General features: G+C 66.7%; 18 protein-coding genes. 6 read left to right on the top strand and 12 right to left on the bottom strand.

The annotated features are described in order from the left end of the window. The first annotated feature begins 329 nt into the window (after window positions 1-329). From tkt to pgl, 6 genes are all read left to right on the top strand, one after another. On the top strand, window positions 330-2456 hold the full coding sequence (tkt, locus tag PCK14_RS17180; RefSeq protein ID WP_269939739.1) for a transketolase: 2127 nt from the start codon (window positions 330-332) through the stop codon (window positions 2454-2456). Between the two features lie 201 nt (window positions 2457-2657). Then, complete coding sequence (gene tal / locus PCK14_RS17175) at window positions 2658-3779, top strand: transaldolase (RefSeq protein WP_269939738.1); 1122 nt, start codon at window positions 2658-2660, stop codon at window positions 3777-3779. Window positions 3780-3784: 5 nt separating this feature from the next. Then, the gene (locus PCK14_RS17170; RefSeq protein WP_269939737.1) at window positions 3785-5422 is read left to right on the top strand and encodes a glucose-6-phosphate isomerase; all 1638 of its coding nucleotides are present in this window, start codon (window positions 3785-3787) and stop codon (window positions 5420-5422) included. A gap of 16 nt (window positions 5423-5438) precedes the next feature. Next, entirely contained in the window at window positions 5439-6983 is a 1545-nt protein-coding gene (gene zwf, locus PCK14_RS17165; protein WP_269939736.1) for a glucose-6-phosphate dehydrogenase, read from the top strand. Beyond that, window positions 6980-7918, top strand: coding sequence for a glucose-6-phosphate dehydrogenase assembly protein OpcA (locus PCK14_RS17160; RefSeq protein WP_269939735.1), 939 nt, complete (start codon window positions 6980-6982; stop codon window positions 7916-7918). The genes zwf and PCK14_RS17160 overlap by 4 nt, the downstream gene beginning before the upstream one ends. After that, window positions 7915-8718, top strand: a complete 804-nt coding sequence (gene pgl, locus PCK14_RS17155; RefSeq protein WP_269939734.1) for a 6-phosphogluconolactonase — start codon at window positions 7915-7917, stop codon at window positions 8716-8718. The genes PCK14_RS17160 and pgl overlap by 4 nt, the downstream gene beginning before the upstream one ends. Window positions 8719-8784: 66 nt before the next feature. Here pgl and secG read toward each other — a convergent pair whose 3' ends face one another. The 12 genes from secG to uvrA form a co-directional block, all read right to left on the bottom strand. Then, the gene (gene secG, locus PCK14_RS17150) at window positions 8785-9057 is read right to left on the bottom strand and encodes a preprotein translocase subunit SecG (RefSeq protein ID WP_442864750.1); all 273 of its coding nucleotides are present in this window, start codon (window positions 9055-9057) and stop codon (window positions 8785-8787) included. An 89-nt stretch (window positions 9058-9146) separates the two neighbouring features. Beyond that, entirely contained in the window at window positions 9147-9962 is an 816-nt protein-coding gene (tpiA, locus tag PCK14_RS17145; RefSeq protein ID WP_269939732.1) for a triose-phosphate isomerase, read from the bottom strand. Between the two features lie 108 nt (window positions 9963-10070). Further along, window positions 10071-11309, bottom strand: a complete 1239-nt coding sequence (locus tag PCK14_RS17140) for a phosphoglycerate kinase (protein WP_269939731.1) — start codon at window positions 11307-11309, stop codon at window positions 10071-10073. Between the two features lie 8 nt (window positions 11310-11317). Next, window positions 11318-12328, bottom strand: a complete 1011-nt coding sequence (gene gap / locus PCK14_RS17135) for a type I glyceraldehyde-3-phosphate dehydrogenase (RefSeq protein ID WP_269939730.1) — start codon at window positions 12326-12328, stop codon at window positions 11318-11320. Window positions 12329-12587: 259 nt separating this feature from the next. Next, the gene (locus PCK14_RS17130) at window positions 12588-13211 is read right to left on the bottom strand and encodes a superoxide dismutase (RefSeq protein WP_269939729.1); all 624 of its coding nucleotides are present in this window, start codon (window positions 13209-13211) and stop codon (window positions 12588-12590) included. 102 nt (window positions 13212-13313) lie between these two features. Next, window positions 13314-14294, bottom strand: a complete 981-nt coding sequence (gene whiA / locus PCK14_RS17125) for a DNA-binding protein WhiA (RefSeq protein WP_269939728.1) — start codon at window positions 14292-14294, stop codon at window positions 13314-13316. A gap of 25 nt (window positions 14295-14319) precedes the next feature. After that, window positions 14320-15312 carry a gluconeogenesis factor YvcK family protein gene (locus PCK14_RS17120; protein ID WP_442864749.1) on the bottom strand — a complete coding sequence of 331 codons (993 nt, stop codon included), beginning with the start codon at window positions 15310-15312 and terminating at the stop codon, window positions 14320-14322. Window positions 15313-15314: 2 nt separating this feature from the next. Further along, window positions 15315-16238: an RNase adapter RapZ gene (rapZ, locus tag PCK14_RS17115; protein ID WP_269939727.1), complete on the bottom strand. Its 924-nt coding sequence runs from the start codon at window positions 16236-16238 to the stop codon at window positions 15315-15317. Between the two features lie 110 nt (window positions 16239-16348). Next, window positions 16349-18322, bottom strand: coding sequence for an excinuclease ABC subunit UvrC (uvrC, locus tag PCK14_RS17110; RefSeq protein ID WP_269939726.1), 1974 nt, complete (start codon window positions 18320-18322; stop codon window positions 16349-16351). A 2-nt stretch (window positions 18323-18324) separates the two neighbouring features. After that, window positions 18325-18993, bottom strand: a complete 669-nt coding sequence (locus tag PCK14_RS17105; RefSeq protein ID WP_269939725.1) for a lysophospholipid acyltransferase family protein — start codon at window positions 18991-18993, stop codon at window positions 18325-18327. Continuing rightward, window positions 18980-19741, bottom strand: coding sequence for an HAD hydrolase-like protein (locus PCK14_RS17100; RefSeq protein ID WP_269939724.1), 762 nt, complete (start codon window positions 19739-19741; stop codon window positions 18980-18982). Before PCK14_RS17100 ends, PCK14_RS17105 begins: the two co-directional genes overlap by 14 nt. Window positions 19742-19820: 79 nt before the next feature. Further along, complete coding sequence (gene uvrA, locus PCK14_RS17095; protein ID WP_269939723.1) at window positions 19821-22703, bottom strand: excinuclease ABC subunit UvrA; 2883 nt, start codon at window positions 22701-22703, stop codon at window positions 19821-19823. Window positions 22704-22780 lie beyond the last annotated feature (77 nt).

The raw sequence follows: 22780 nt of genomic DNA, 5'->3' as shown, positions 1-22780 counted from the left end.
CACCTTTTCGGGGCGGGCAATCACGTCGGGCACGGCTTCACTTATCATACCGGTTCGCGGCCGCCCAGCACCAAAAGGCCATAAGTCAAGCAGTGACACGTGGCTTCTCACCATGTGAAAACCAATCACGCTTGCAGGCCAATTCGTGTAGCTTTAGAAATACCTGGATTCGGGACACCTAAATTCCCGGCCCTTCAGGCCTAAACCTTACGAATTGCAGCTGCACCCGGTGCAGGGCCCGGAAACAGGCCGTCCTGCCGGCAATCGCCGGACTTTTGGATGCCAGCCCTGCAAAAGATTTGTTTATGCCCAACGAGAGGGACCTGTCAGTGTCAAACTTCGCAATACCCGCATTCACGTGGACCGCAGACGACCAGCGCGCAGTGGACACCGCCCGCATTCTGGCCGCCGACGCAGTTGAAAAGGTTGGCAACGGCCACCCCGGGACCGCCATGTCGCTCGCCCCGGCCGCATACCTGCTGTTCCAGAAGGTCATGCGCATCGATCCGAAAAACCCGGACTGGCTGGGCCGCGACCGCTTCATCCTGTCCCCCGGACACACCTCGCTGACACTTTACGTGCAGCTGTTCCTGTCCGGCTACGGCCTGGAGCTTTCCGACCTTGAAGCCCTGCGCACCTGGGGCTCCCTGACACCGGGCCACCCCGAGTACAAGCACACGGCCGGCGTGGAGATCACCACCGGGCCGCTGGGCCAGGGCCTGGCCTCGGCCGTCGGCTTCGCCTACTCGCAGCGCCGCATGCGCGGCCTCATGGACCCCGACGCCGCACCCGGCACGAGCCCCTTCGACCACACGGTCTGGGTCATCGCCTCCGACGGCGACCTGCAGGAAGGCGTCACCAGCGAGGCCTCCAGCCTTGCCGGCCACCAGGAACTGGGCAACATGGTTGTTGTGTACGACTCCAACCACATCTCCATTGAAGACGACACCAACATCGCCTTCTCCGAAGACGTGCTCAAGCGCTACGAGTCCTACGGCTGGCACGTGCAGCGCGTGGACTGGACCAAGACCGGCGAATACGTCGAGGACGTCGCAGAGCTGCACGCAGCCCTTGCAGCAGCCAAGGCCGAGACCACCAAGCCCTCGCTCATCTCGCTGCGCACCATCATCGGCTACCCCTCCCCCAAGAAGCAGAACACCGGCGCCATCCACGGCTCGGCACTGGGCGGCGCCGAAGTTGCAGCGCTGAAGGAAGTCCTGGGCTTCGACCCCGAGCAGAACTTCGCCGTTGAGCCCAAGGTCCTGGAGCACACCCGCGAACTCGTCGCCCGCGGCGCCGCAGCCCACGATGAGTGGAACACCGGCTTCGAGGCATGGAAGTCCGCCAACCCGGACAACGCAGCCCTGCTGGGACGCATCGAAAAGAAGGAACTGCCGGCTGCCTGGGAGGAGAACCTGCCCGTCTTCGAAGGCGGCAAGGATGTTTCCACCCGTGTTGCCTCCGGCAAGGTCCTGAACGCCATTGGCGGCGTGCTGCCCGAACTGTGGGGCGGCTCCTGCGACCTCGCCGGCTCGAACAACACCACCATCGAGGGCTCCGGCTCGTTCGTGCCCGCCTCCAAGCAGACCGACACCTGGTCCGGCGGCCCCTACGGCCGTGTGCTGCACTTCGGCATCCGCGAGCACGCTGCGGCTTCCATCGTCAACGGCATCCACCTGGGCGGCCCCACCCGCGCGTTCTCCGGCACGTTCCTGATCTTCAGCGACTACCAGCGTCCCGCGATCCGCCTGTCGGCCCTCATGGGCGTTCCGTCCATCTACGTGTGGACGCACGATTCAATCGGCCTCGGCGAGGACGGCCCCACGCACCAGCCCGTGGAGCAGCTCTCGAGCCTGCGCGCCATCCCGGGCCTTGACGTGGTCCGCCCGGGCGACGCCAACGAGGTTGCCGCTTCCTGGAAGAAGATCCTGGAAACCACCGACAACCCGGCCGGCATCGTGCTGACCCGCCAGAACATCCCCACCTACACCCGCGGTGCGGGAGAGGCCACGGCCACCGAGTTCGGCTCCGCCGAGCTGGTTGAAAAGGGCGGCTACGTCCTGGCCGAGGCCGTGTCCGACGGCGCCGTGGTCACCCCCGACGTCATCCTCATCGCCACCGGCTCCGAGGTCCAGCTGGCTGTTGAGGCCCGCGAGGCCCTGGCCGCCGAGGGCGTCGCTGCACGCGTCGTCTCCATGCCGTGCGTTGAATGGTTCCACGCCCAGGGCGCCGAGTACCGCGAGCAGGTCCTGCCGTCCGCCGTCAAGGCCCGCGTCTCCGTCGAGGCCGGCCTGGCCCTGGGCTGGCGCGAGTTCGTCGGCGACGCCGGCCGCTCCATCTCCCTGGAGCACTTCGGCGCCTCCGCCGACTACAAGGTCCTGTTCGAGGAATTCGGCATCACCACCGCAGCCGTCACGGCCGCAGCCAAGGACTCCCTGGCAGCAGCCCGCGCCTAGCGCCACCGCCCGGCAGCAGCAAGGCTGCCGGGCGCAACACCCTGGCGGACAGCAGCCCGCCGCCTGACATTCTTCTTTAGCCCCTTGTTGCCGCAGCCGCGAAGGACACCTTCGCGGCAGCGGGAATAGAACACCTGGCCTGCGGCGCTGTTGCAAACAGTGCCGAAAGTTCAAGGTCCTTGACTCCAAAGGAAGCAAATAATGACCAATTCAACGCCCACCGCCGCACTCTCCGCCGCAGGTGTTTCCATCTGGCTTGACGACCTCTCCCGCAGCCGCATCAGCAGCGGCAACCTGACCGCCCTGATCGCGGAAAAGAATGTTGTTGGCGTGACCACCAACCCCAGCATCTTCGAGGCAGCCATCACCAAGAGCGATGACTACAAGCCGGAACTGAAGAAGTTCTCCGCCGCCGGCATCAACGCCGAAGACGCCGTCTTCGAACTCACCACGGCAGACGTTGCAGACGGCTGTGACATCTTCGCCGGCATCTACGAGTCCTCCAAGGGCGTCGACGGCCGCGTGTCCATTGAAGTTGACCCCCGCAAGGCCTGGGACACCGAAGGCACCTTCGAGGAAGCCAAGCGCCTCTACGCCAAGGTGGACAAGAAGAACGTCCTCATCAAGATCCCGGCAACCCTTGAGGGCCTCGAGGCCATCACCAAGACCATCGGCGAGGGCATCAGCGTCAACGTCACGCTCATCTTCTCGCTTGACCGCTACCGCGCCGTCATGAACGCGTTCATCAGCGGCATCGAGCTGGCCAAGGCCAACGGGCACAACCTGGCCGAGATCCACTCCGTCGCCTCCTTCTTCATCTCCCGCGTTGACTCCGAAATCGACAAGCGCCTCGACGCCATCGGCACCGAGGAAGCCAAGGCACTCAAGGGCCAGGCCGGCCTGGCCAATGCACGCCTGGCCTACCAGGCCTTCGAGGAGACCTTCGCCTCCGAGCGCTGGGCCGTCCTGGCCGAAGCAGGCGCACTGGCCCAGCGTCCCCTGTGGGCCTCCACCGGCGTCAAGGACCCCGCCTACTCCGACACCCTGTACGTGACCGAACTGGTTGCCGCCAACGTGGTCAACACCATGCCGGAAAAGACCCTCGATGCAACGTTCGACCACGGCGTGGTCACTGGCGACACCATCACGGGCACCTACGCGGAGTCCAACGAGCTGCTGAACCAGCTCGAAGCACTCGGCGTTTCCTACAACGACGTTGTCAACGTCCTGGAAACCGAAGGCCTGGAGAAGTTCGTCGCCAGCTGGAAGGACCTGCTCAACCACGTGCAGGAAGCACTCGACGCCGCCGGCGCAGAGGGCTGAACGGCATGACTTCCCTCGGATTCGCGGCCACAGGCGCCGCCCAGGCCGCAGCTGCGGCGCACCTGCCCGCCCTCGTCGAAGACAAGGTTGCCTCGCGCATCTTCGCCAAGGACGCCACCCTTTGGGGACCCGACGCCGAAGCCGAATCGGCCATCCGCCTGGGCTGGGTCGAGGCCCCCGAGGTCTCCGCGGCCCTGGTTGCGGACATCAACGCCCTGCGCGATGAGCTGCACGCCGAAGGCATCAACCACATCGTGCTGTGCGGCATGGGCGGCTCCTCGCTGGCTCCGGAGGTCATCACGGCCACGGCAGGCGTGGAACTCGGCGTGCTGGACAGCACCGACCCCGACCAGGTCCGTGCCGCCATCAGCGACCGCCTGGCCACCACGGCCATTGTGGTCTCCTCCAAGTCCGGCTCCACCCTGGAAACAGACTCACAGCGCCGCATCTTCGAGCAGGAGTTCACGGCAGCCGGCATCGACGCGAAGTCGCGCATCATCATCGTGACCGATCCGGGCTCACCCCTGGACGCCTCGGCACGCGAAGCCGGCTACCGCAAGGTCTTCAACGCTGACCCCAACGTGGGCGGGCGCTACTCCGGCCTGACCGCGTTCGGCCTGGTCCCCTCCGGCCTGGCCGGCGTGGATGTAGCCGCACTGCTGGATTCGGCCGAGGAAGCCGGCGAAATGCTGCGCGACGACGACGCCGACAACGTGGGCCTGCGCCTGGGTGCGGCACTCGGCGGCACCTCCCCGCTGCGCGACAAGATCGTGATTGTTGACGAGGGCTCCGGCATTGTCGGCTTCGCTGACTGGGCCGAACAGCTCATCGCGGAGTCCACCGGCAAGCTGGGCACCGGCGTTCTGCCCGTGGTGGCCGATCCCGGCTCCCCCGAGGTGACCGGCGGCGCCGCCGACGTGCTCGTGGTGCGCCTCGTGGCACCCGAGGCCGAGGTTGAGCTGCGCGAGAACGAGGTCAGCATCTCCGGCGAAGTCGGGGCGCAGATGATGGTGTGGGAATTTGCCACCGCCGTCGCCGGCCGCCTGCTGGGCATCAACCCCTTCGACCAGCCCGACGTCGAGGCGGCCAAGTCGGCCGCACGCGGCCTGCTGGACGCAACGCCCGCAGCAACACCGGCATTGTTCACCGATGGCGCCGTTGAGGTCCGCACGGCCAATGCCGACGCCGCGTGGCTGGCGGGGTCCTCGACCCTCGTCGAGGCGCTGCAGGCACTGAACGGCACCCTGGGCGCCAACGGCTACCTGAGCGTCCAGGTCTACCTGGACCGCTTGGCACACGCACCCCTGGCGGGCATCCGCGACGAACTGGCTGCGGCCACCTCCCGTCCCGTGACGTTCGGCTGGGGACCGCGCTTCCTGCACTCCACCGGCCAGTTCCACAAGGGCGGCCCCGCAGTGGGCGTGTTCCTTCAGGTTACGGGTGACGCCGCGGCTGATTTGGCCATTCCGGAGCGACCGTTTAGCTTTGGTGAGCTGATTGCCGCGCAGGCGGCAGGCGATGCCGCCGTCCTGGCCGACCATGGACGTCCCGTGCTGCGCCTGCACTTCACCGATGTGGCGGCCGGCGTTGCACAACTCCAGACTGCGGTGGCGCAACTTTCAGGCCACCACCTCGACGCATAAGGCTGTCTAACAACAGATGTCCACTTCTGCCACACCCCATAATGAAAACCCGCTCCGGGACAGCCGCGACCGCCGGCTGTCCCGGGTCGCGGGCCCGTCGTCGCTGGTGCTCTTCGGAGTCACCGGCGACTTGTCGCGCAAGAAGCTCATGCCTGCCGTGTATGACCTTGCCAACCGCGGCCTGCTGCCCCCCAGCTTCGCACTGGTGGGCTTTGCCCGCCGGGCGTGGGCGGACGAGGACTTCGCCGCCGAGGTGAAGGCTTCGGTCAAGGCGCACTGCCGCACCCCGTTTGACGAGACCGTGTGGAACCAGCTCAGCGAGGGCATCCGCTTTGTCCAGGGCGAATTTGACGACGACGCCGCCTTCGAGCGGCTCAAGGCAACCCTGGCCGAGCTCGATGAGACCCGCGGCACCCGCGGCAACCACGCCTTCTACCTGTCCATCCCGCCCAAGGCCTTTGAACTGGTTTGCCGCCAGCTCTCGGCCCACGGTCTGGCACAGACAGAGGATGAAAGCTGGCGCCGCGTTGTCATTGAGAAGCCGTTCGGGCACAACCTTGAGTCCGCACGCGCCCTCAATGACATTGTCGAGTCCGTGTTCCCGGCGGATGCCGTGTTCCGGATCGACCACTACCTGGGCAAGGAGACGGTGCAGAACATCCTGGCACTGCGCTTCGCCAACCAGTTCTTTGAACCGCTGTGGAACGCCAACTACGTGGACCATGTGCAGATCACCATGGCCGAGGACATTGGCACCGGCGGCCGCGCAGGCTACTACGACGGCGTGGGCGCGGCCCGCGACGTCATCCAGAACCACCTGCTGCAGCTGCTGGCCCTGACGGCCATGGAGGAGCCCATCTCCTTCAACGCCGACCACCTGCGTGCCGAGAAGGAAAAGGTCCTGGCCGCTGTCAAGCTGCCCGAGGACCTGTCCACCCATTCAGCCCGCGGCCAGTTCGCCGGCGGCTGGCAGGGCGGCGAGCACGTGCAGGGCTACCTGGAGGAAGAGGGCATTCCCGCCGATTCCACCACGGAGACCTTCGCGGCCATCCGCCTGGACATCAACACCCGCCGCTGGTCAGGTGTGCCGTTCTACCTGCGTGCAGGCAAGCGCCTGGGCCGCCGTGTCACCGAGATCGCAGTGGTCTTCAAGCGCGCGCCAAACCTGCTCTTCACGGATCACGCGGAAGACGACTTCGGCCAGAACGCCGTGGTCATCCGCGTCCAGCCCGACGAGGGCGTGACCATCCGGTTCGGCTCCAAGGTGCCGGGCACGCAGATGGAAGTCCGCGACGTGACAATGGACTTCGGCTACGGGCACGCCTTCACCGAGTCGAGCCCGGAGGCGTACGAGCGACTGATCCTGGACGTGCTGCTGGGCGAGCCGCCGCTGTTCCCCCGCCACGAGGAAGTTGAACTGTCCTGGAAGATCCTGGACCCGTTCGAGGACTTCTGGGCGGCGGGTGGCAGCCGGCCCGAAAGCTACGAGCCGGGAAGCTGGGGCCCCGCCTCAGCCGATGAATTGATGAAGCGAGACGGAAGGACGTGGCGCAGGCCGTGATTGTTGAACTGCCGGATACAACCACTTCCAAGATCACCAAGGAGATCGTCAAGCTGCGCGAACAGGGCGGCGTCGTCGCCCTGGGCCGTGTGCTGACCCTTGTGGTCATCACCCGGAGCGGGCTTGAAGAGGAGGCCATTGCGGCCGCCAACCTGGCCAGCCGCGAACACCCCTGCCGCATCATTGTGCTGGCTGCGGGTTCCGCGGACGCGCCGACCGGCCTGGACGGCCAGATCCGCGTGGGCGGCGACGCCGGCGCATCCGAGGTCATCGTGCTGCGCGGTTCCGGCGAGCTTGCCGCCGAAAACGAGTCGCTCGTCTCGGCCCTGCTGCTGCCCGACGCACCCATCGTGGCCTGGTGGCCCAATGGTGCACCGGCCGTCCCCAGCCAGTCGCCCGTTGGCCGGATTGCGCACCGCCGCATCACGGATTCCTCCAACTCCTCCGATCCCCGTGAGGCGCTGACGCACATTGCCCGCACCTACGCGGCCGGAGACACGGACCTGGCCTGGACGCGGCTGACCAACTGGCGCATCCAGCTGGCCGCCGCCCTGGACCAGTACGACGGCTCCGACCCCATCACGGCCCTGCAGGTGGAGGGCGCAAGCGACTCCCCCAGCACGCTGCTGCTGGCTGCCTGGCTGCGCCGGGCCCTCAATGTGCCCATCACGGTCACTGAGGATCCGCGCGGCACAGGCATCCGCAGGGTTGTCATTGAACGCAGCAAGGGACGGGTCGAATTGAACCGCCCCGGCAGCAACGAGGCAACCTTGAGCCAGACGGGGCAGCCCGAGCAGCAGATTTCGCTGCCGCGCCGCTCCCTGCAGGATTGCCTGGCGGAGGAATTGCGCCGTCTTGACCCCGACGAGGTATTTGGTGAAGTCGTCACCGAAGGCCTGAACAAGCTCCTCGCCGAGGAAAAGGTAGCCCCATGAGCCCGAATGTACGCATTACCCCGCACCCGTCCTTTGATGTCCTGGCAGCCACCACGGCCGCTCGGCTCATCACCCGGCTGCTCGACGTCCAGAGCGAACGCGGCGAGGCAACGGTAGTCCTGACCGGCGGCAGCGTCGGCATTGCCACATTGCGCGAAGTGGCCGCATCCCCGGCACGCCTCGCCGTTGACTGGGGCAAGGTCAACTTCTGGTTCGGCGACGACCGCTTTGTGGCCACGGACTCCCCCGACCGCAACGCCGGCCAGGCAGCCGAAGCCCTGCTGGACCACATTCCCGTGGACCCGGCCAGGGTCCACGTCATGGCGGCATCGGACACCGTTGCGAACCTCGACGAGGCAGTGGCGAACTATGCCGCCGAACTCGCCGCCGCGGCCCGGTCCGAATGGGAGAACGACGACGAGTCGCCCGAGACAGCCCCGCCGGTCCCGCGCTTTGACGTGCTGCTGCTGGGCCTTGGCCCGGACGCGCACATTGCCTCGCTGTTCCCGGAGTTGGCGGGCATCCGCACCAAGGGCGTGCCGGTGGTTGCAGTGCGCAACTCGCCCAAGCCGCCGCCGCTGCGGGTTTCCCTGACGTTGGAGACCATCAACTCGGCCCAGGAAATCTGGATCGTCGCAGCAGGTGCCGACAAGGCTGCGGCCGTGGGCCTGGGCCTGGCCGGCGCCAGTGAGCTGCAGGTTCCGGCCTCCGGCGCACGCGGCATCCACAAGACCCTGTGGCTCGTGGACGAGGCAGCAGCAGCAAAGGTTCCGTCGGCGCTCATGCGCCGCGAGCACTAAGCACCCCCAGGCATGAAGAAGGCCCCCATCCTTGCCGGATGGGGGCCTTCTTGCGTTGGGCGAAAACTAGCCGCCGATGTTCCCGTAGGACATGATCAGGCCCAGGCCAATGATCACGGCACCCCAGACAACGCCGAGGATGACAGTGAAGCGGTTGAGGTTGCGCTCAGCCACACCCGAGGAACCGAGGTTCGAGCTCATGCCGCCGCCGAACATGTCGGAGAGACCGCCGCCACGGCCCTTGTGCAGGAGGATCAGCAGGGTCAGCAGCAGGCTGGTGACACCCAAGACGATCTGCAGGGCGATTTGTAGTGCTTCCACGAGTGGCCTTTCGAACATGGTGAAGGGGTAATTCAAAGCTTTGGTGTTTGCACCGCCACAAGTCTAGCCGTGTCCGAACGCACAAGGCGAATGGATACGGCAAGTTGCTAGTTGGTGACGAGGTGCTTTTCGAAGCGTGCAATGTTGGCGAATTCGCCGGCGTCCAGGCTTGCGCCGCCCACCAGCACGCCGTCGACGTCGCGCTCTGCCATGATGGCGCCAACGTTGTTGGCCTTGACCGAGCCGCCGTAGAGCAGGCGGGTCTTGGCAGCGGTTTCGGCGTCGAACAGTTCAACGAGTTCGGCGCGGATGGCGGCGCACATTTCCTGTGCGTCCTCCGGGCCGGCCACTTCACCGGTGCCGATGGCCCAGACGGGCTCGTAGGCGATGACGAGCTGTGCGGCCTGCTCGGCGGTCAGGCCGGCGACGCCGCCGCGGACCTGGGCGAGCGTGTGCTCGACGTGGGTTCCGGCCTTGCGGATTTCCAGGCCCTCGCCGGCGCACAGCACGGGGGTGACCTCGTTGCGGAACGCTGCCTTGACCTTGGCGTTGAGCAGTTCGTCGCCCTCGTTGTGGAATTCGCGGCGTTCGCTGTGGCCAACGAGCACGTAGCTGCAGCCGAGCTTGTTCAGGAATGCGCCGGAGATGTCACCGGTGTAGGCGCCGGAGTCCTTGTCGGACAGGTCCTGGCCACCGTAGGCCAGCTTGAGCTTGTCGCCCTGGACCAGGGTCTGCACACCGCGCAGGTCGGTGAACGGGGGGAACACGGCAACTTCAACGCGGTCGAAGTCGTGGCGGGCGTCGGACAGCGTCCAGGCAAGCTTTTGGAGCAGGGTGATGCCCTGGACGTGGTCCATGTTCATCTTCCAGTTGCCGGCAATCAGCGGTGTCCGGTCGAATGCACCATTGGTTGAAGTCGTCAAAGTTCTCTCGTTTCTTGCGTCACTGTTGTTGCAACAGTTGTCGATCGGGTGCCGGGCGGTCCCGGCACAAAAGGTGGCGGCGGGGATGTCCCGCCGCCACCGTTGCGCTTAGCGGTCCAGCGCGACCAAGCCGGGCAGTTCCTTGCCCTCAAGGTATTCCAGGCTGGCGCCGCCACCCGTGGAGATGTGCCCGAAGGCGGTGTCGGCAAAGCCCAGCGAGCGGACGGCCGAGGCGGAGTCGCCGCCGCCCACCACCGTGAAGCCGCCGTTGCTGCTGTTTGCTTCCAGCGCTGCGGCAACTGCCCGCGTGCCTTCGGCGAAGGCAGCGAACTCGAACACACCCATGGGGCCGTTCCAGAACACTGTCTTTGCGGAGGCGATAGCGGCGGCGAATGCGGCACCGGACTCAGGGCCGATGTCCAGGCCCAGGCCCGTGGCACCGAAGGAGCTGCCTTCAATGGCGTCGGCGGCAACCACCTCGTGTGCGGCGTCGGCGGCAAAGCCGGCGGCCACGACGACGTCGGTGGGCAGCACGAAGCTGGTTCCTGCGGCTTCCGCGCGGGCCAGGTAGTCCTGGACCACGGGGATCTGGTCAACTTCCAGCAGCGAGGCGCCAACCTTGTGGCCCTGGGCCGCAAGGAAGGTGAACAGCATGCCGCCGCCCACCAGGATGGAGTCGGCCTTGCCAATCAAGTTGTCAATGACGGCCAGCTTGTCGGAGACCTTGGAGCCGCCGAGCACCACCACGTAGGGGCGCTCGGACTCGGTGGTGAGCTTGCGCAGCACCTCAAGCTCGGTGCGCACCAGGTCACCCTGGTAGGACGGCAGCGCCTTGGCGATGTCGTACACGCTGGCGTGCTTGCGGTGCACGGCACCGAAGGCATCGTCCACGTAGGCGCCGTTGCTGCCTGTAAGGGCTGCCAGCTCGGCGGCGAAGGCCGCCCGCTCGGCGTCGTCCTTGGACGTTTCACGGGCGTCGAAGCGCACGTTTTCCAGGACCAGCACGGAACCGTCAACCAGTGCGGCGGCTGCCGCCTGGGCTGCCGGGCCGGTGGTGTCCGCGGCCAGGGTCGCGTTGAGTTCCGGGGCCAGCTCGGCCAGGCGCGCCACGGCCGGGGCCAGGGAGTACTTGGCCTCGGGGGCACCCTTGGGGCGGCCCAGGTGGGCGCTGACCAGGACACGGGCACCGGCACCGGCGAGGGCGGAGATGACAGGCAGGGACGCCTTGATGCGTCCGTCGTCACTGACGTTAGAGCCGTCGAGCGGCACGTTCAGGTCGCTTCGAACCAGAACGTACCGCCCGCGGACACCTTCATCGATGAGTTCGCTGAGGGTGTGAAGTGTCATGCTTGTGCCTAGCCCAGCTTCGATGCGACGAGCTTGGTCAGGTCAACGAGGCGGTTGGAGTAGCCCCACTCGTTGTCGTACCAGGAAACAACCTTGACCTGGTTGCCGATGACCTTGGTCAGGCCCGAGTCGAAGATCGAGGAGGACGGGTCGGTGACGATGTCCGAGGAAACGATCGGGTCCTCGGTGTACGTCAGGTAACCGGCCAGCTTGCCTTCGGCAGCGGCAGCCTTGTAGGCGGCGTTGACTTCCTCAACCGTGACCTCGCGGCTCACCGTGGCGGTCAGGTCGGTGGCGGAGCCTGTGGGGACGGGTACGCGGATGGCGTAGCCGTCCAGCTTGCCCTTGAGCTCCGGCAGGACCAGGCCGATTGCCTTGGCGGCACCCGTGGAGGTGGGGACCATGTTGATGGCGGCGGCGCGGGCGCGGCGCAGGTCGCTGTGCGGGCCGTCCTGCAGGTTCTGGTCGGCAGTGTAGGCGTGGATGGTGGTCATGAGACCGCGCTCCAGGCCGAAGCTGTCATTGAGGACCTTGGCCAGCGGGCCCAGGCAGTTGGTGGTGCAGGATGCGTTGGAGATGATGTGGTGCGCAGCCGGGTCGTACAGTTCGTCGTTGACGCCCATGACGATCGTGATGTCCTCGTCGGAGGCCGGTGCGGAGATCAGGACCTTCTTGGCGCCTGCATCGATGTGCTTCTGTGCGGCGGCAGCCTTGGTGAAGAAGCCGGTGGACTCGATGACGATGTCAACACCCAGCTCGCCCCAGGGCAGGTTTGCGGGATCGCGCTCTGCGAAAACCTGGATGGTCTTGCCGTTGACAACCAGGTGGCCCTCGACAACCTCAACCGTGGCGTTCAGGCGGCCGGTTACGGAGTCGTACTTGAGCAGGTGGGCCAGCGTTTCGGGGCTGGTCAGGTCATTGACGGCAACAATGTCAATGTCGGCACCCTGGGCAAGGGCGGCGCGGAAGTAGTTGCGGCCGATGCGGCCGAAACCGTTGATACCAATACGAGTAGTCACTTGTTCTCTCTCCTTGGTGCTCCATTGAACACACGTAGTCAGGTTGAAGGTCACCTTCAACCATTGTTTCCCGCACGACGTTGGGCAGAGATTTCTTCGAAGGCGCCCATCGTGAGCCGGGCGCCGTGATCCATATTACGTTCTGCGGGGCCCGCCCCGTTAATCACACGGAGCGGGCGTCCACATATTGGTCAATCTTCGGTGGTGCTGCAATGCGGTGCGCCGGTCAATTCCGGTGCTGCCGCAAGGCTGTTGTTGCCTACGGCAGGATGAGGCCGCTGGCGTTCTTGCGGGCTGCCTCGAAGCGCTTGGCGACGTCGGCCCAGTTCACAATGTTCCAGAATGCCTTGACGTAGTCGGCCTTGACGTTGACGTAGTCCAGGTAGAAGGCGTGCTCCCACATGTCCAGCATGAGCAGCGGGGTGGTGGCGACGGGGATGTTGCCCTGCTGGTCGAACAGCTGCTCGATCACCATGTTGCCGCCCAGGCCCTCGTAGGAGAGCAGTGCCCAGCCGGAACCCTGGATGCCCATGGCTGCTGCCGTGAAGTGGGCGCGGAAGGCGTCGAAGGAGCCGAACGCATCGTCGATGGCCGCTGCCAGTTCGCCTTCGGGCTTGTCGCCGCCCTCGGGGGAAAGGTTGTTCCAGAAGATGGAGTGGTTGGTGTGGCCACCGAGGTGGAACGCCAGGTCCTTGGAGAACCGGTTGATGTTGGCGAAGTTGTTGCTCTCGCGGGCCTCGGCGAGCTGCTCCAGGGCCAGGTTGGCGCCGGCAACGTATGCTGCGTGGTGCTTGCTGTGGTGCAGTTCCATGATGCGGGCCGAAATATTGGGCTCCAGCGCAGCATAGTCATAGCTGAGTTCCGGAAGTGAGTACTTGGTCACGGTTCCTCCATTGCGATTCTTCTGTGGTTGGCCGGATTGTTGGCCGGCCGGGCGGCTCCGCCGGGAGGCGGTTCCACGCTCTACTCTTCCATACTAGGCATGTTAGCCATCGAGCATGTCAAAGGTGACGTTCGACTCAGTGCCGGGCACGCCCAGGTCCTTGGCCTTCTTGTCGGCCATGGCCAGCAGGCGGCGGATCCTCCCCGCAATGGCGTCCTTGGTCAGCGGCGGGTCGGCGAGCCGTCCCAACTCGTCAAGGCTGGCCTGCTTGTGCGCAACGCGCAGGGCGCCGGCGTACTTGAGGTGGTCCGGGACGTCGTCGCCCAGGATCTCCAGGGCACGCTCCACGCGGGCTCCGGCGGCCACGGCGGCCTGGGCGGAGCGGCGCAGGTTGGCGTCGTCAAAGTTGGCCAGGCGGTTGGCGGTGGCGCGCACTTCCTTGCGCATGCGGCGCTCCTCCCACACCAGGAAGGTGTCGTGGGCGCCCATGCGCACCAGCAGTTCACCAATGGTGTCCCCGTCGCGGATCACCACGCGGTCAATGCCGCGCACGTCGCGGGCCTTGGCGGCAATGTCCAGGCGGCGAGCGGCACCCACCAGGGCAAGCGCAGCCTCGGGGCCGGGACAGGTGACCTCAAGGGCTGAGGAGCGGCCCGGCTCGGTCAGCGAGCCGTGGGCCAGGAAGGCACCGCGCCACACGGCCTCGGCGTCGGCGGTTGAGCCGTTGACGACGGCGGAGGGCAGGCCCCGCACGGGGCGGCCGCGGCCGTCCAGCAGGCCGCTCTGGCGGGCCAGTGCCTCGCCGTCGCGCACCACACGCACCACATAGCGGCTGCCGCGGCGCAGTCCCCCGCCGGAGACCACCACGATCTCGCTCTGGTGCCCGTACATCTCGGCAATGGCAACGCGCAGCCTGCGGGCCGTGGCGGCGGTGTCCACCTCGGCCTCAATGACGATGCGCCCGGAGATGATGTGCAGCCCGCCGGCGAACCGCAGCAGCGCGGAGACCTCGGCCTTACGCACCGAGGACTTTTTAACGTCCAGCCGGGACAATTCCTCTTTTACGGCCGCGGTCAACGCCATGGTTCTGCCTTCACTTTCACTTGCTTCATCGTTCCCCAAAAATATCCCGGTAGGCTGCCGCGAGCCTCAGCGGGTCGTGCACAGCGTTTCCGCCGGAACTGCCAACCTTACCGAACACGACCTCCGCACCTATCATTGCGGCGGCCCGCCGGAACTCCCCCGCGTCACCAATGGAGCCGGGATCGGCCAGGACCACGTCCACGCTGAACCCCGGCGCATACCGCGAGATCACATGCAGGTGGTCGGCGGCGTTCATGCCCGTGGCCTCGAGGTCGTTGATGTCCAGGTTCATGGTGAGCAGCCGCCGGGCCTTGGTGGTGCACAGGGCGTCACGCATTTCCGGCAGCAGCAGGTGTGGCAGCACAGAGGTGTACCAGGATCCCGGGCCGAGCACCACCCAGTCGGCATTGTGGATGGCTTCGACGGCCTCCACGCAGGCGGGCGCGTCCTCGGGCAGCAGGCGCACATCGGCCAGCTCCCCCGCCTTGGCCAGGTGCGACTGCCCGCGGATGAGCTGCCCGCCGCCATTGTGGCGCACTGTGCCCTCAATCGTGAGCGGCACGCTGGCCATGGGCAGCACCTCGCCGCGGGCGCCCAGCAGGGCCCCGGCCCAGCGCAGCCCTGCCACGGGGTCTCCCAGCAGTTCCCACAGGGTGACTATGAGCAGGTTGCCCAGGGCGTGGTTGTCCAGGGACCCGGCCACGCCCTCGCGGGACGTGAAACGGTGCTGCATGACGTCGCGCCAGGTGCGGCCCCAGTCGGTGTCGTCGCACAGCGCGGACAGGGCCATGCGCAGGTCACCCGGCGGCAGGACGCCCAACTCCTCGCGCAGGCGGCCGGAGGAGCCGCCGTCGTCAGCAACTGTCACAATGGCCGTCACATTGCCCGTGACAAGGCGCAGGGCGGACAGGGACGCGGCAAGGCCGTGCCCGCCGCCGAGCGCCGCGACCCGGACGCCGGATTCGGGCACGGGAAGCTTGTTGGCCGAGGGGACGATCGGCAGGATTCCGGTGTACACGGCTACTCCCGGCCCAGGTCGCGGTGGCGGATGCTCGTGGTGACGCGGGGAAGCTGGCTCAGCCGCTTGGCCAGCTCAATGGCGACGGCCACGGAGCGGTGCTTGCCGCCCGTGCAGCCCACGGCAATGGTGGCGTAGTGCTTGTTTTCCCGGCGGTAGCCTTCCAGCACCGGTTCCAGGGCGTGAACGTAGCGGTCCACGAATTCGGCGGCACCGTTGTCCTTGAGCACATAGTCGCTCACGGCCGCATCCTGGCCCGTAAGGGGTCGCAGTTGCGGGATCCAGTGCGGGTTGGGGATGAAGCGGACGTCGGCCACATAGTTGGCGTCCACGGGCAGCCCGTACTTGAAGCCGAAGCTCATGACCGTCAGGCTCAGCACCACGGGGCCGGATTCGGAGAACAGCTCGGTCACGGCGGTGCCTAGCTGGTGGACGTTCAGGTTGGTGGTGTCCAGGACCATTTCGGCCTGCGCCTTCATCTCGGCCAGCAGGAGCCGCTCGGCGTTGATGCCGTCGGTGATGCGCCCGTCGCCCTGCAGCGGGTGCGGGCGGCGGCCCTGCTCAAAGCGTCGGACCAGGGTGTCGTCGTTGGCGTCAAGGAACAGGACCCGGTAGGCAACGCCGGCTGCGGAAAGCGCGTTAAGGGATTCGCGGATGTCGGCAAAGAGGGCCTTGCCGCGGACGTCCACGACGACGGCGAGCTTGGGAAGTGCGGCCGGCATGCGGGAGACGAGATCGGCGAGGGTGCCGAGCATTTGCGGGGGCAGGTTTTCAATGACGTACCAACCGTGGTCCTCCAGCGCATTTGCTGCCGTGCTGCGGCCCGCCCCGGACATGCCGGTGACCACCAGGAGCTCGGCTTCAACGGGCTTGACGGGAGTCAGGTCGCCGTCTGAGGCGTCCGTTGGGTCTTGCTGTTGGGTCATTGCTCTTCCCTGTCGGTTGTGGGCGGCTCCGCCGCTGGCCTGCGGACCGGTGTTCGCGATTCCTGCCACCACCATCCTGCCAGACGTTGCACGCCATGGCGCTGTGGACACTAGTCGATGATTTCGCCCGTGGCCATGTTCACGGCCGGGGCGGCCTCGGTGCCGTCCCCCGTGTGCAGGGCGTCGTGGACGGCCTGGGCCAGCACGGGGCCAAAGCCCTTGGCCTGGGCAATTTCCTCAACGGTGGCGGCCCTGACCTTCTTGAGCGAGCCGAAGTGCGCCAGCAGCGCCTTTTGCTTGGCGGCGCCCAGGCCGGGCACGGAGTCCAGCACCGAGGCGGTCATGGCCTTGCCGCGCTTGGCGCGGTGGAAGCTGATGGCGAAGCGGTGGGCCTCGTCGCGGATGCGCTGGAGCATGTACAGCCCCTCGGAGGAGCGGGGCAGGATGACGGGGAAGTCGCTGCCGGGAACCCAGACCTCCTCGAGGCGCTTGGCCAGGCCCACAACTGCCACGTCGCTGATGCCCAGTTCGGCCAGGGCGCGCGCCGCCGCATTGACCTGGGGCACGCCGCCGTCGACCACCACCAGGTTGGGCGGGTAGGCGAACTTGGCCTTGGGCGCCTCGGCCGAGGAGTCCCCGGCACCCACCTCGCCCGTGGCGGAGGCGGCCTTCGCACGCTCTTCCTTCTCGGCCAGGTAGTTGCGGAAGCGGCGCGTGATGACGTCGTGCATGGAGGCGGTGTCGTCTATTGCGGCGTCGCCGGTGATGGCGAACTTGCGGTACTCGCCCTTCTTGGCCAGCCCGTCCTCCACCACCACCATGGAGGCCACCACGTTGGTGCCTTGCACGTGGGAGATGTCGAAGCATTCAATGCGCAGCAGCGGCATGGGCAGCTCCAGCGCCTCTTGCAGCTCCTGCAGCGCCAGGGAGCGCGTGGTCAAGTCGCCCGCGCGGCGCGACTTGTGCAGCACCATGGCCTGGCGGGCGTTGGCCTTCACGGTGTCCATGAGGGCGGCTTTCTCCCCGCGCATGGGCACCTTGATGGAGACGGGGCCGTTGCGCAGCTCCCCCAGCCACTGGGCCAGGTACTCGTGGTTGGCCGGCAGTTCCGGGACCAGAATCTGGCGCGGGATGGAGTCCTGTTCGGCGTCCTCGCCGCCGTAGACCTGCTGCATGAAGTGTTCCCACAGCTCGGCGTCCGTGGCGTCCTCGACTTTTTCCACGACCCAGCCGCGCTGTCCGCGGATGCGCCCGCCGCGCACATAAAACACCTGTACGGCTGCTTCCAGCTCGTCCTGTTCGACGGCGAACACGTCGGCGTTCGTGTCTTCCGTGAGGACCACGGCGTTGCGCTCGAACACCTTTTTCAGGGCGATCACGTCGTCGCGCAGCCGAGCGGCCTGCTCGTAGTCCATCTCCGCCGCGGCGGCGGCCATTTTCTTTTCCAGGGTGCCGATGAAGCGCTTGGCCTCGCCGCCCATGAAGTCGCAGAAGTCCTGCGCCAATGCTTTGTGGTCCTCGGGGCTGATGCGGCCCACGCACGGTGCGGCGCACTTGTCGATGTAGCCCAGCAGGCAGGGGCGTCCACTGCGTTCGGCGCGGCGCAGCACGCCGGGGCTGCAGCTGCGCACGGGGAAGACACGCAGCAGGGTGTCCATGGTTTCGCGGATGGCGCCTGCCGTGTAGGGGCCAAAGTAGCGGGTGCCCTTGCGGCGTTCACCGCGCATGACCTGCACGCGCGGGTACTTCTCCCCCATGGAGACGGCCAGGTACGGGTAGGTTTTGTCGTCCCGGAATGCGAGGTTGTAGCGCGGGGCAAATTCCTTGATCCAGGTGTATTCAAGCTGCAGCGCCTCGAGCTCGCTGCCCACGATGGTCCACTGCACGCTGGCCGCGTGGTGGACCATGGCGTGGGTCTTGGGCAGCAGCGTGGCCGGGTTGGCGAAGTAGGAGTTCAGCCTCGAGCGCAGGTTCTTGGCCTTGCCCACGTAAATGATCCGGCCGTGTTCATCGCGGAAGCGGTACACACCGGGGTCGGTGGGGATTTCGCCGGGCTTGGGCCGGTAGCTTGCTGGATCTGCCACGTCTACTCGATGCTGGGGCTCTGGTTGTACTTGGGGCTGCGCTCCTGGCCGGTCAGCTCGGCAATGGCGTCCATGATGGTGTCGGTGACATGGCGCCGGGCAGGCAGGGAGTGGTCGGGGCCGGTCTTCTCGAAGTACAGCGGCTTGCCGAAGCGCAGCGTGAACTTGGCCGGCCTGAAGCCCTTGCTGCCGGCCGGCTGCAGCTTTTCGGTGCCAATGATGCCCACGGGCACCACGGGTGCGCCGGTGGTCAGGGCAAGCCAGCCCACGCCGGTCCGCCCGCGGTAGAGCACGCCGTCGCGCGAGCGGGTGCCCTCGGGGTAGATGCCCACGCCCTCGTTGCGGCCCAGGATGTCAAGGAGCGTCTTGAGGGCCTGCACGCTGGCGGCCTGCTCGCCGCGTTCCACGGGGATGGAGTTCACGGATTCGAAGAACGTCTTCATGAGCTTGCCCCGCACGCCCTTGCCCGTGAAGTACTCGGCCTTGGCGAAGAAGGAAACCGGCCGCGGCGTGAGCGCCTGCACAATGACCGAGTCAAAGAAGGACAGGTGGTTGGGTGCCACAATGAACGGCCCGTCGGTGGGCACGTTTTCGAGCCCCTCCACGGTGGGCCGGCACAGGGCGGCGATGGTGCCGCGGGTCAGCACACGGGTGGCGTCATACAGTGCCATTCGCGGCCTCCCCTGCAGCTGCAGTGCCGGCCAGCGCGGCGGCCAATTCCTCGGCGGAATGCACGACGGCGGACACGCCTGCCGCTGCCAGCTCGCCTTCCGCGGCGAAGCCCCAGGCCACGCCGATGCAGTCGATGCCGTTGCTGCGGGCCCCGTTGACGTCCTGGTGCCGGTCGCCCACCATGACGGCGTCAAGCGCAGCGCCGGCTTCGACACCGGCGATCTCGGCAACGTCGGCCAGGGCGGCGGCAATGATTTCGGTCTTGCCGGGGCGGTAGCCGGGGTCCCCGGGCATGAGGGTCTCGTCGGCGTGGGCGCCGCGGATCACTGTGAAGTAGCCGGACAGGCCGTGGCGCGTGAGCAGGTCCACGGCAAGGGGCTCGGGCTTCTGCGTGGCCACGGCGAGGTGCACGCCGTCGTTCTTAAGCCCGGCAAGCAAAGCCGCAACGCCGGGGTAGACCCGGGACATGGCCATGCCCTGCACGCCGTACCAGCGGCGGTATTCGGCAATCACGCCGTCCACCTGCTCCGCGGGCACGCCCAGAATGTTGATGAGGCCGTCGGCCAGCTTGGGGCCAATCATGGACTGCAGCACCTCCGCTTCCGGGACCGGCAGGCCCATGGCGCCGAGGGCATGTTCAATGCCGCCGGTGATGCCGCCTGCGGGGTCCACGAGCGTTCCGTCGAGGTCAAAGAGCACAACAGGGCGCGGTCCGGCACGGTCAATGGCAGGGGAAGCAGTAGTCACGTCCATAGTTTCTCACGGCACCGGCCCGCCCGGGCCCATCCATGCCGGCAGGGGCATATCTTGGGCCCGGGGCGGTGTGCTAGAGCACCTCGCGCAGGAACGTGGCCGTGTAGCTGTCGGAGCTCTTGGACACCTTCTCCGGCGTTCCGCTGGCCACGACCCGGCCGCCGCCCGTGCCGCCGTCGGGGCCCAGGTCCACGATCCAGTCGGCGCTCTTGATGACGTCCAGGTTGTGCTCGATGACAATGACAGTGTTGCCCTTGTCCACCAGGCCCTGCAGCACCAGCAGCAGCTTGCGGATGTCCTCGAAGTGCAGGCCCGTGGTGGGCTCGTCCAACACGTAGATGCTGCGGCCGTTGGAGCGCTTCTGCAGTTCCGCGGCCAGCTTGACGCGCTGCGCCTCGCCGCCCGAGAGCGTGGTGGAGGCCTGGCCCAGGCGGACGTAGCCCAGTCCGACGTCGACAAGCGTGCGCAGGTGCCGGGCAATCGGGGTGAAGGCGGCGAAGAAGTCGGCGCCCTCCTCGATGGGCATGTTCAGCACGTCGGCGATGGACTTGCCCTTGTAGTGGACCTCGAGGGTTTCACGGTTGTAGCGGGCGCCGTGGCAGACCTCGCAGGGCACGTAGACGTCAGGCAGGAAGTTCATTTCAATCTTCAACGTGCCATCGCCTGTGCAGGCCTCGCAGCGCCCGCCCTTGACGTTGAAGGAGAAGCGGCCCGGCTGGTAGCCGCGCATCTTGGACTCGTTGGTCTCGGCAAAGAGCTTGCGGATGTTGTCGAACACGCCCGTGTAGGTGGCGGGGTTGGAGCGCGGGGTGCGGCCGATGGGGCTCTGGTCCACGTGCACCACCTTGTCCAGGTGCTCCAGGCCGTCCACGCGCAGGTGGCGCCCGGCAACCTGCTTGGCGCCGTTGAGCTTGTTGGCCAGGACCTTGTACAGGATCTCGTTGACAAGTGTGGACTTGCCGGAGCCGCTGACGCCCGTGACGGCCGTGAGCACGCCGAGCGGGAACTTCACGTCAATGTTGGTGAGGTTGTTTTCCTTGGCGCCCACCACCGTGAGCTCGCGCTTTTTGTCGTACTTGCGCCGGCCCGCGGGCAGGGCAATGGACTTGCGGCCGGACAGGTAGTCGCCGGTCAGGGACTTGGTGTTGGCGAGCAATTCCTCCAGTGAGCCGGAGTGCACCACCTCGCCGCCGTGTTCGCCGGCGCCGGGGCCGATGTCAACGATCCAGTCGGCCTCCTTGATGGTGTCCTCGTCGTGCTCCACCACGATGAGCGTGTTGCCGAGGTCGCGCAGGCGGGTCAGCGTCTCGATGAGGCGGCGGTTGTCGCGCTGGTGCAGGCCAATGGAGGGCTCGTCCAGGACGTACAGCACGCCCACCAGGCCGGAGCCGATCTGGGTGGCCAGGCGGATGCGCTGGGCCTCGCCGCCGGAGAGGGTGGCGGAGGCGCGCTCCAGGTTCAGGTACTCCAGGCCCACGTCGAGCAGGAACTTCAGCCGGGCCTGGATTTCCTTGAGCACCTGGCTGGCGATCTGCGCCTCCCGGCCGGTGAGGACCAGGTTGGAGAGGAAGCCGTAGCAGTCGCGCATGGACAGGGCACACACCTCGGCAATGGACTTGCCGTTGATGAGCACGGAGAGGGATGCCGGGTTCAGGCGTGCGCCGCCGCAGGACGGGCACGGGATCTGGCGCATGTACTCTTCGTAGCGGTCGCGGGCATGGTCGGATTCCGTTTCCATGTGCTTGCGCTGGATGTACTGCACGGCACCTTCGAAGCCGGTGCTGTACTTGCGTTCGCGGCCAAAGCGGTTCTTGTACTGGACAACCACCTTGTGGTCCTTGCCGTACAGGATGGCGGTGCGGGTGGCCGTGTCCAGCTTGTTCCACGGCGTCTCGAGCTTGAAGTCCAGCTCGTCGGCCAGGCCCTCGAGCAGCCGGTTCCAGTATTCGGTGGTGGCCGTGCCCAGCGACCACGGCGCGATGGCGCCGTCACGCAGCGACATGAAGGGGTTTGGGACCACGAGTTCCTCGTCGACCTCCAGCTTGGTGCCGATGCCGCTGCAGGCGCTGCAGGCGCCGAAGGGGTTGTTGAAGGAGAAGGAGCGGGGCTCGATCTCGTCAATGGCCAGCGGGTGCTCGTTGGGGCAGGCGAGGTTCTCGGAGAAGGAGCGGATGCGTCCGGCGTCGTCGGCGTCCAGGTCCACGAGCTCGGCCAGCACGCGGCCCTCGGCCAGGCCCAGGGCGGTTTCCACGGAGTCGGTGAGGCGCTGCTGGATGCCGTCCTTGACCACGAGCCGGTCCACGACGACCTCGATGGTGTGCTTGAACGTCTTCTTCAGCTTGGGCGGCTCGGACAGCTGGATCTGCTCGCCGTCAACCTTGGCGCGGGAGTAGCCCTTGGCCGTGAGTTCCTTGAACAGTTCAACGAACTCGCCCTTGCGGTCGCGCACCACGGGTGCCAGGACCTGGAAGCGGGTACCCTCGGGCATCTCCAGCAGCTGGTCCACGATCTGCTGCGGCGTCTGCTTGGCAATGGGCTCCCCGCACACGGGGCAGTGCGGCGTGCCCACGCGGGCCCACAGCAGGCGCATGTAGTCGTAAATCTCGGTGATGGTGCCCACCGTGGAGCGCGGGTTCTTCGACGTGGACTTCTGGTCGATCGAGACGGCCGGGGACAGGCCCTCGATGAAGTCCACGTCCGGCTTGTCCACCTGGCCCAGGAACTGGCGGGCGTAGGCGGAGAGTGATTCCACGTAGCGGCGCTGGCCCTCGGCGAAGATGGTGTCAAAGGCCAGGGAGGACTTTCCGGAACCCGACAGGCCCGTGAACACGATCATGGAGTCGCGCGGGAGGTCAAGGTCCACGTTGCGCAGGTTGTGCTCGCGGGCCCCCTTGACCACCAGTCGGGACAGGTCTGGGCGCGCCGGGGTGGTGGCGGGGATTGCAGGCTGGGCCATTGTTTCCTTCACATCACTGGTGCCGCGCCGCTGGACACGGCCCGGCCACGGCGCGGCACCGGCTGGGCCGCGCTGTG

It is taken from the genome of Arthrobacter sp. HY1533 (assembly GCF_027568515.1).
GTDB lineage: Bacteria > Actinomycetota > Actinomycetes > Actinomycetales > Micrococcaceae > Specibacter.
The sequence above is the reverse complement of the archived record's forward strand: the minus strand, read 5'-3'. Positions and strand labels throughout refer to the sequence as shown.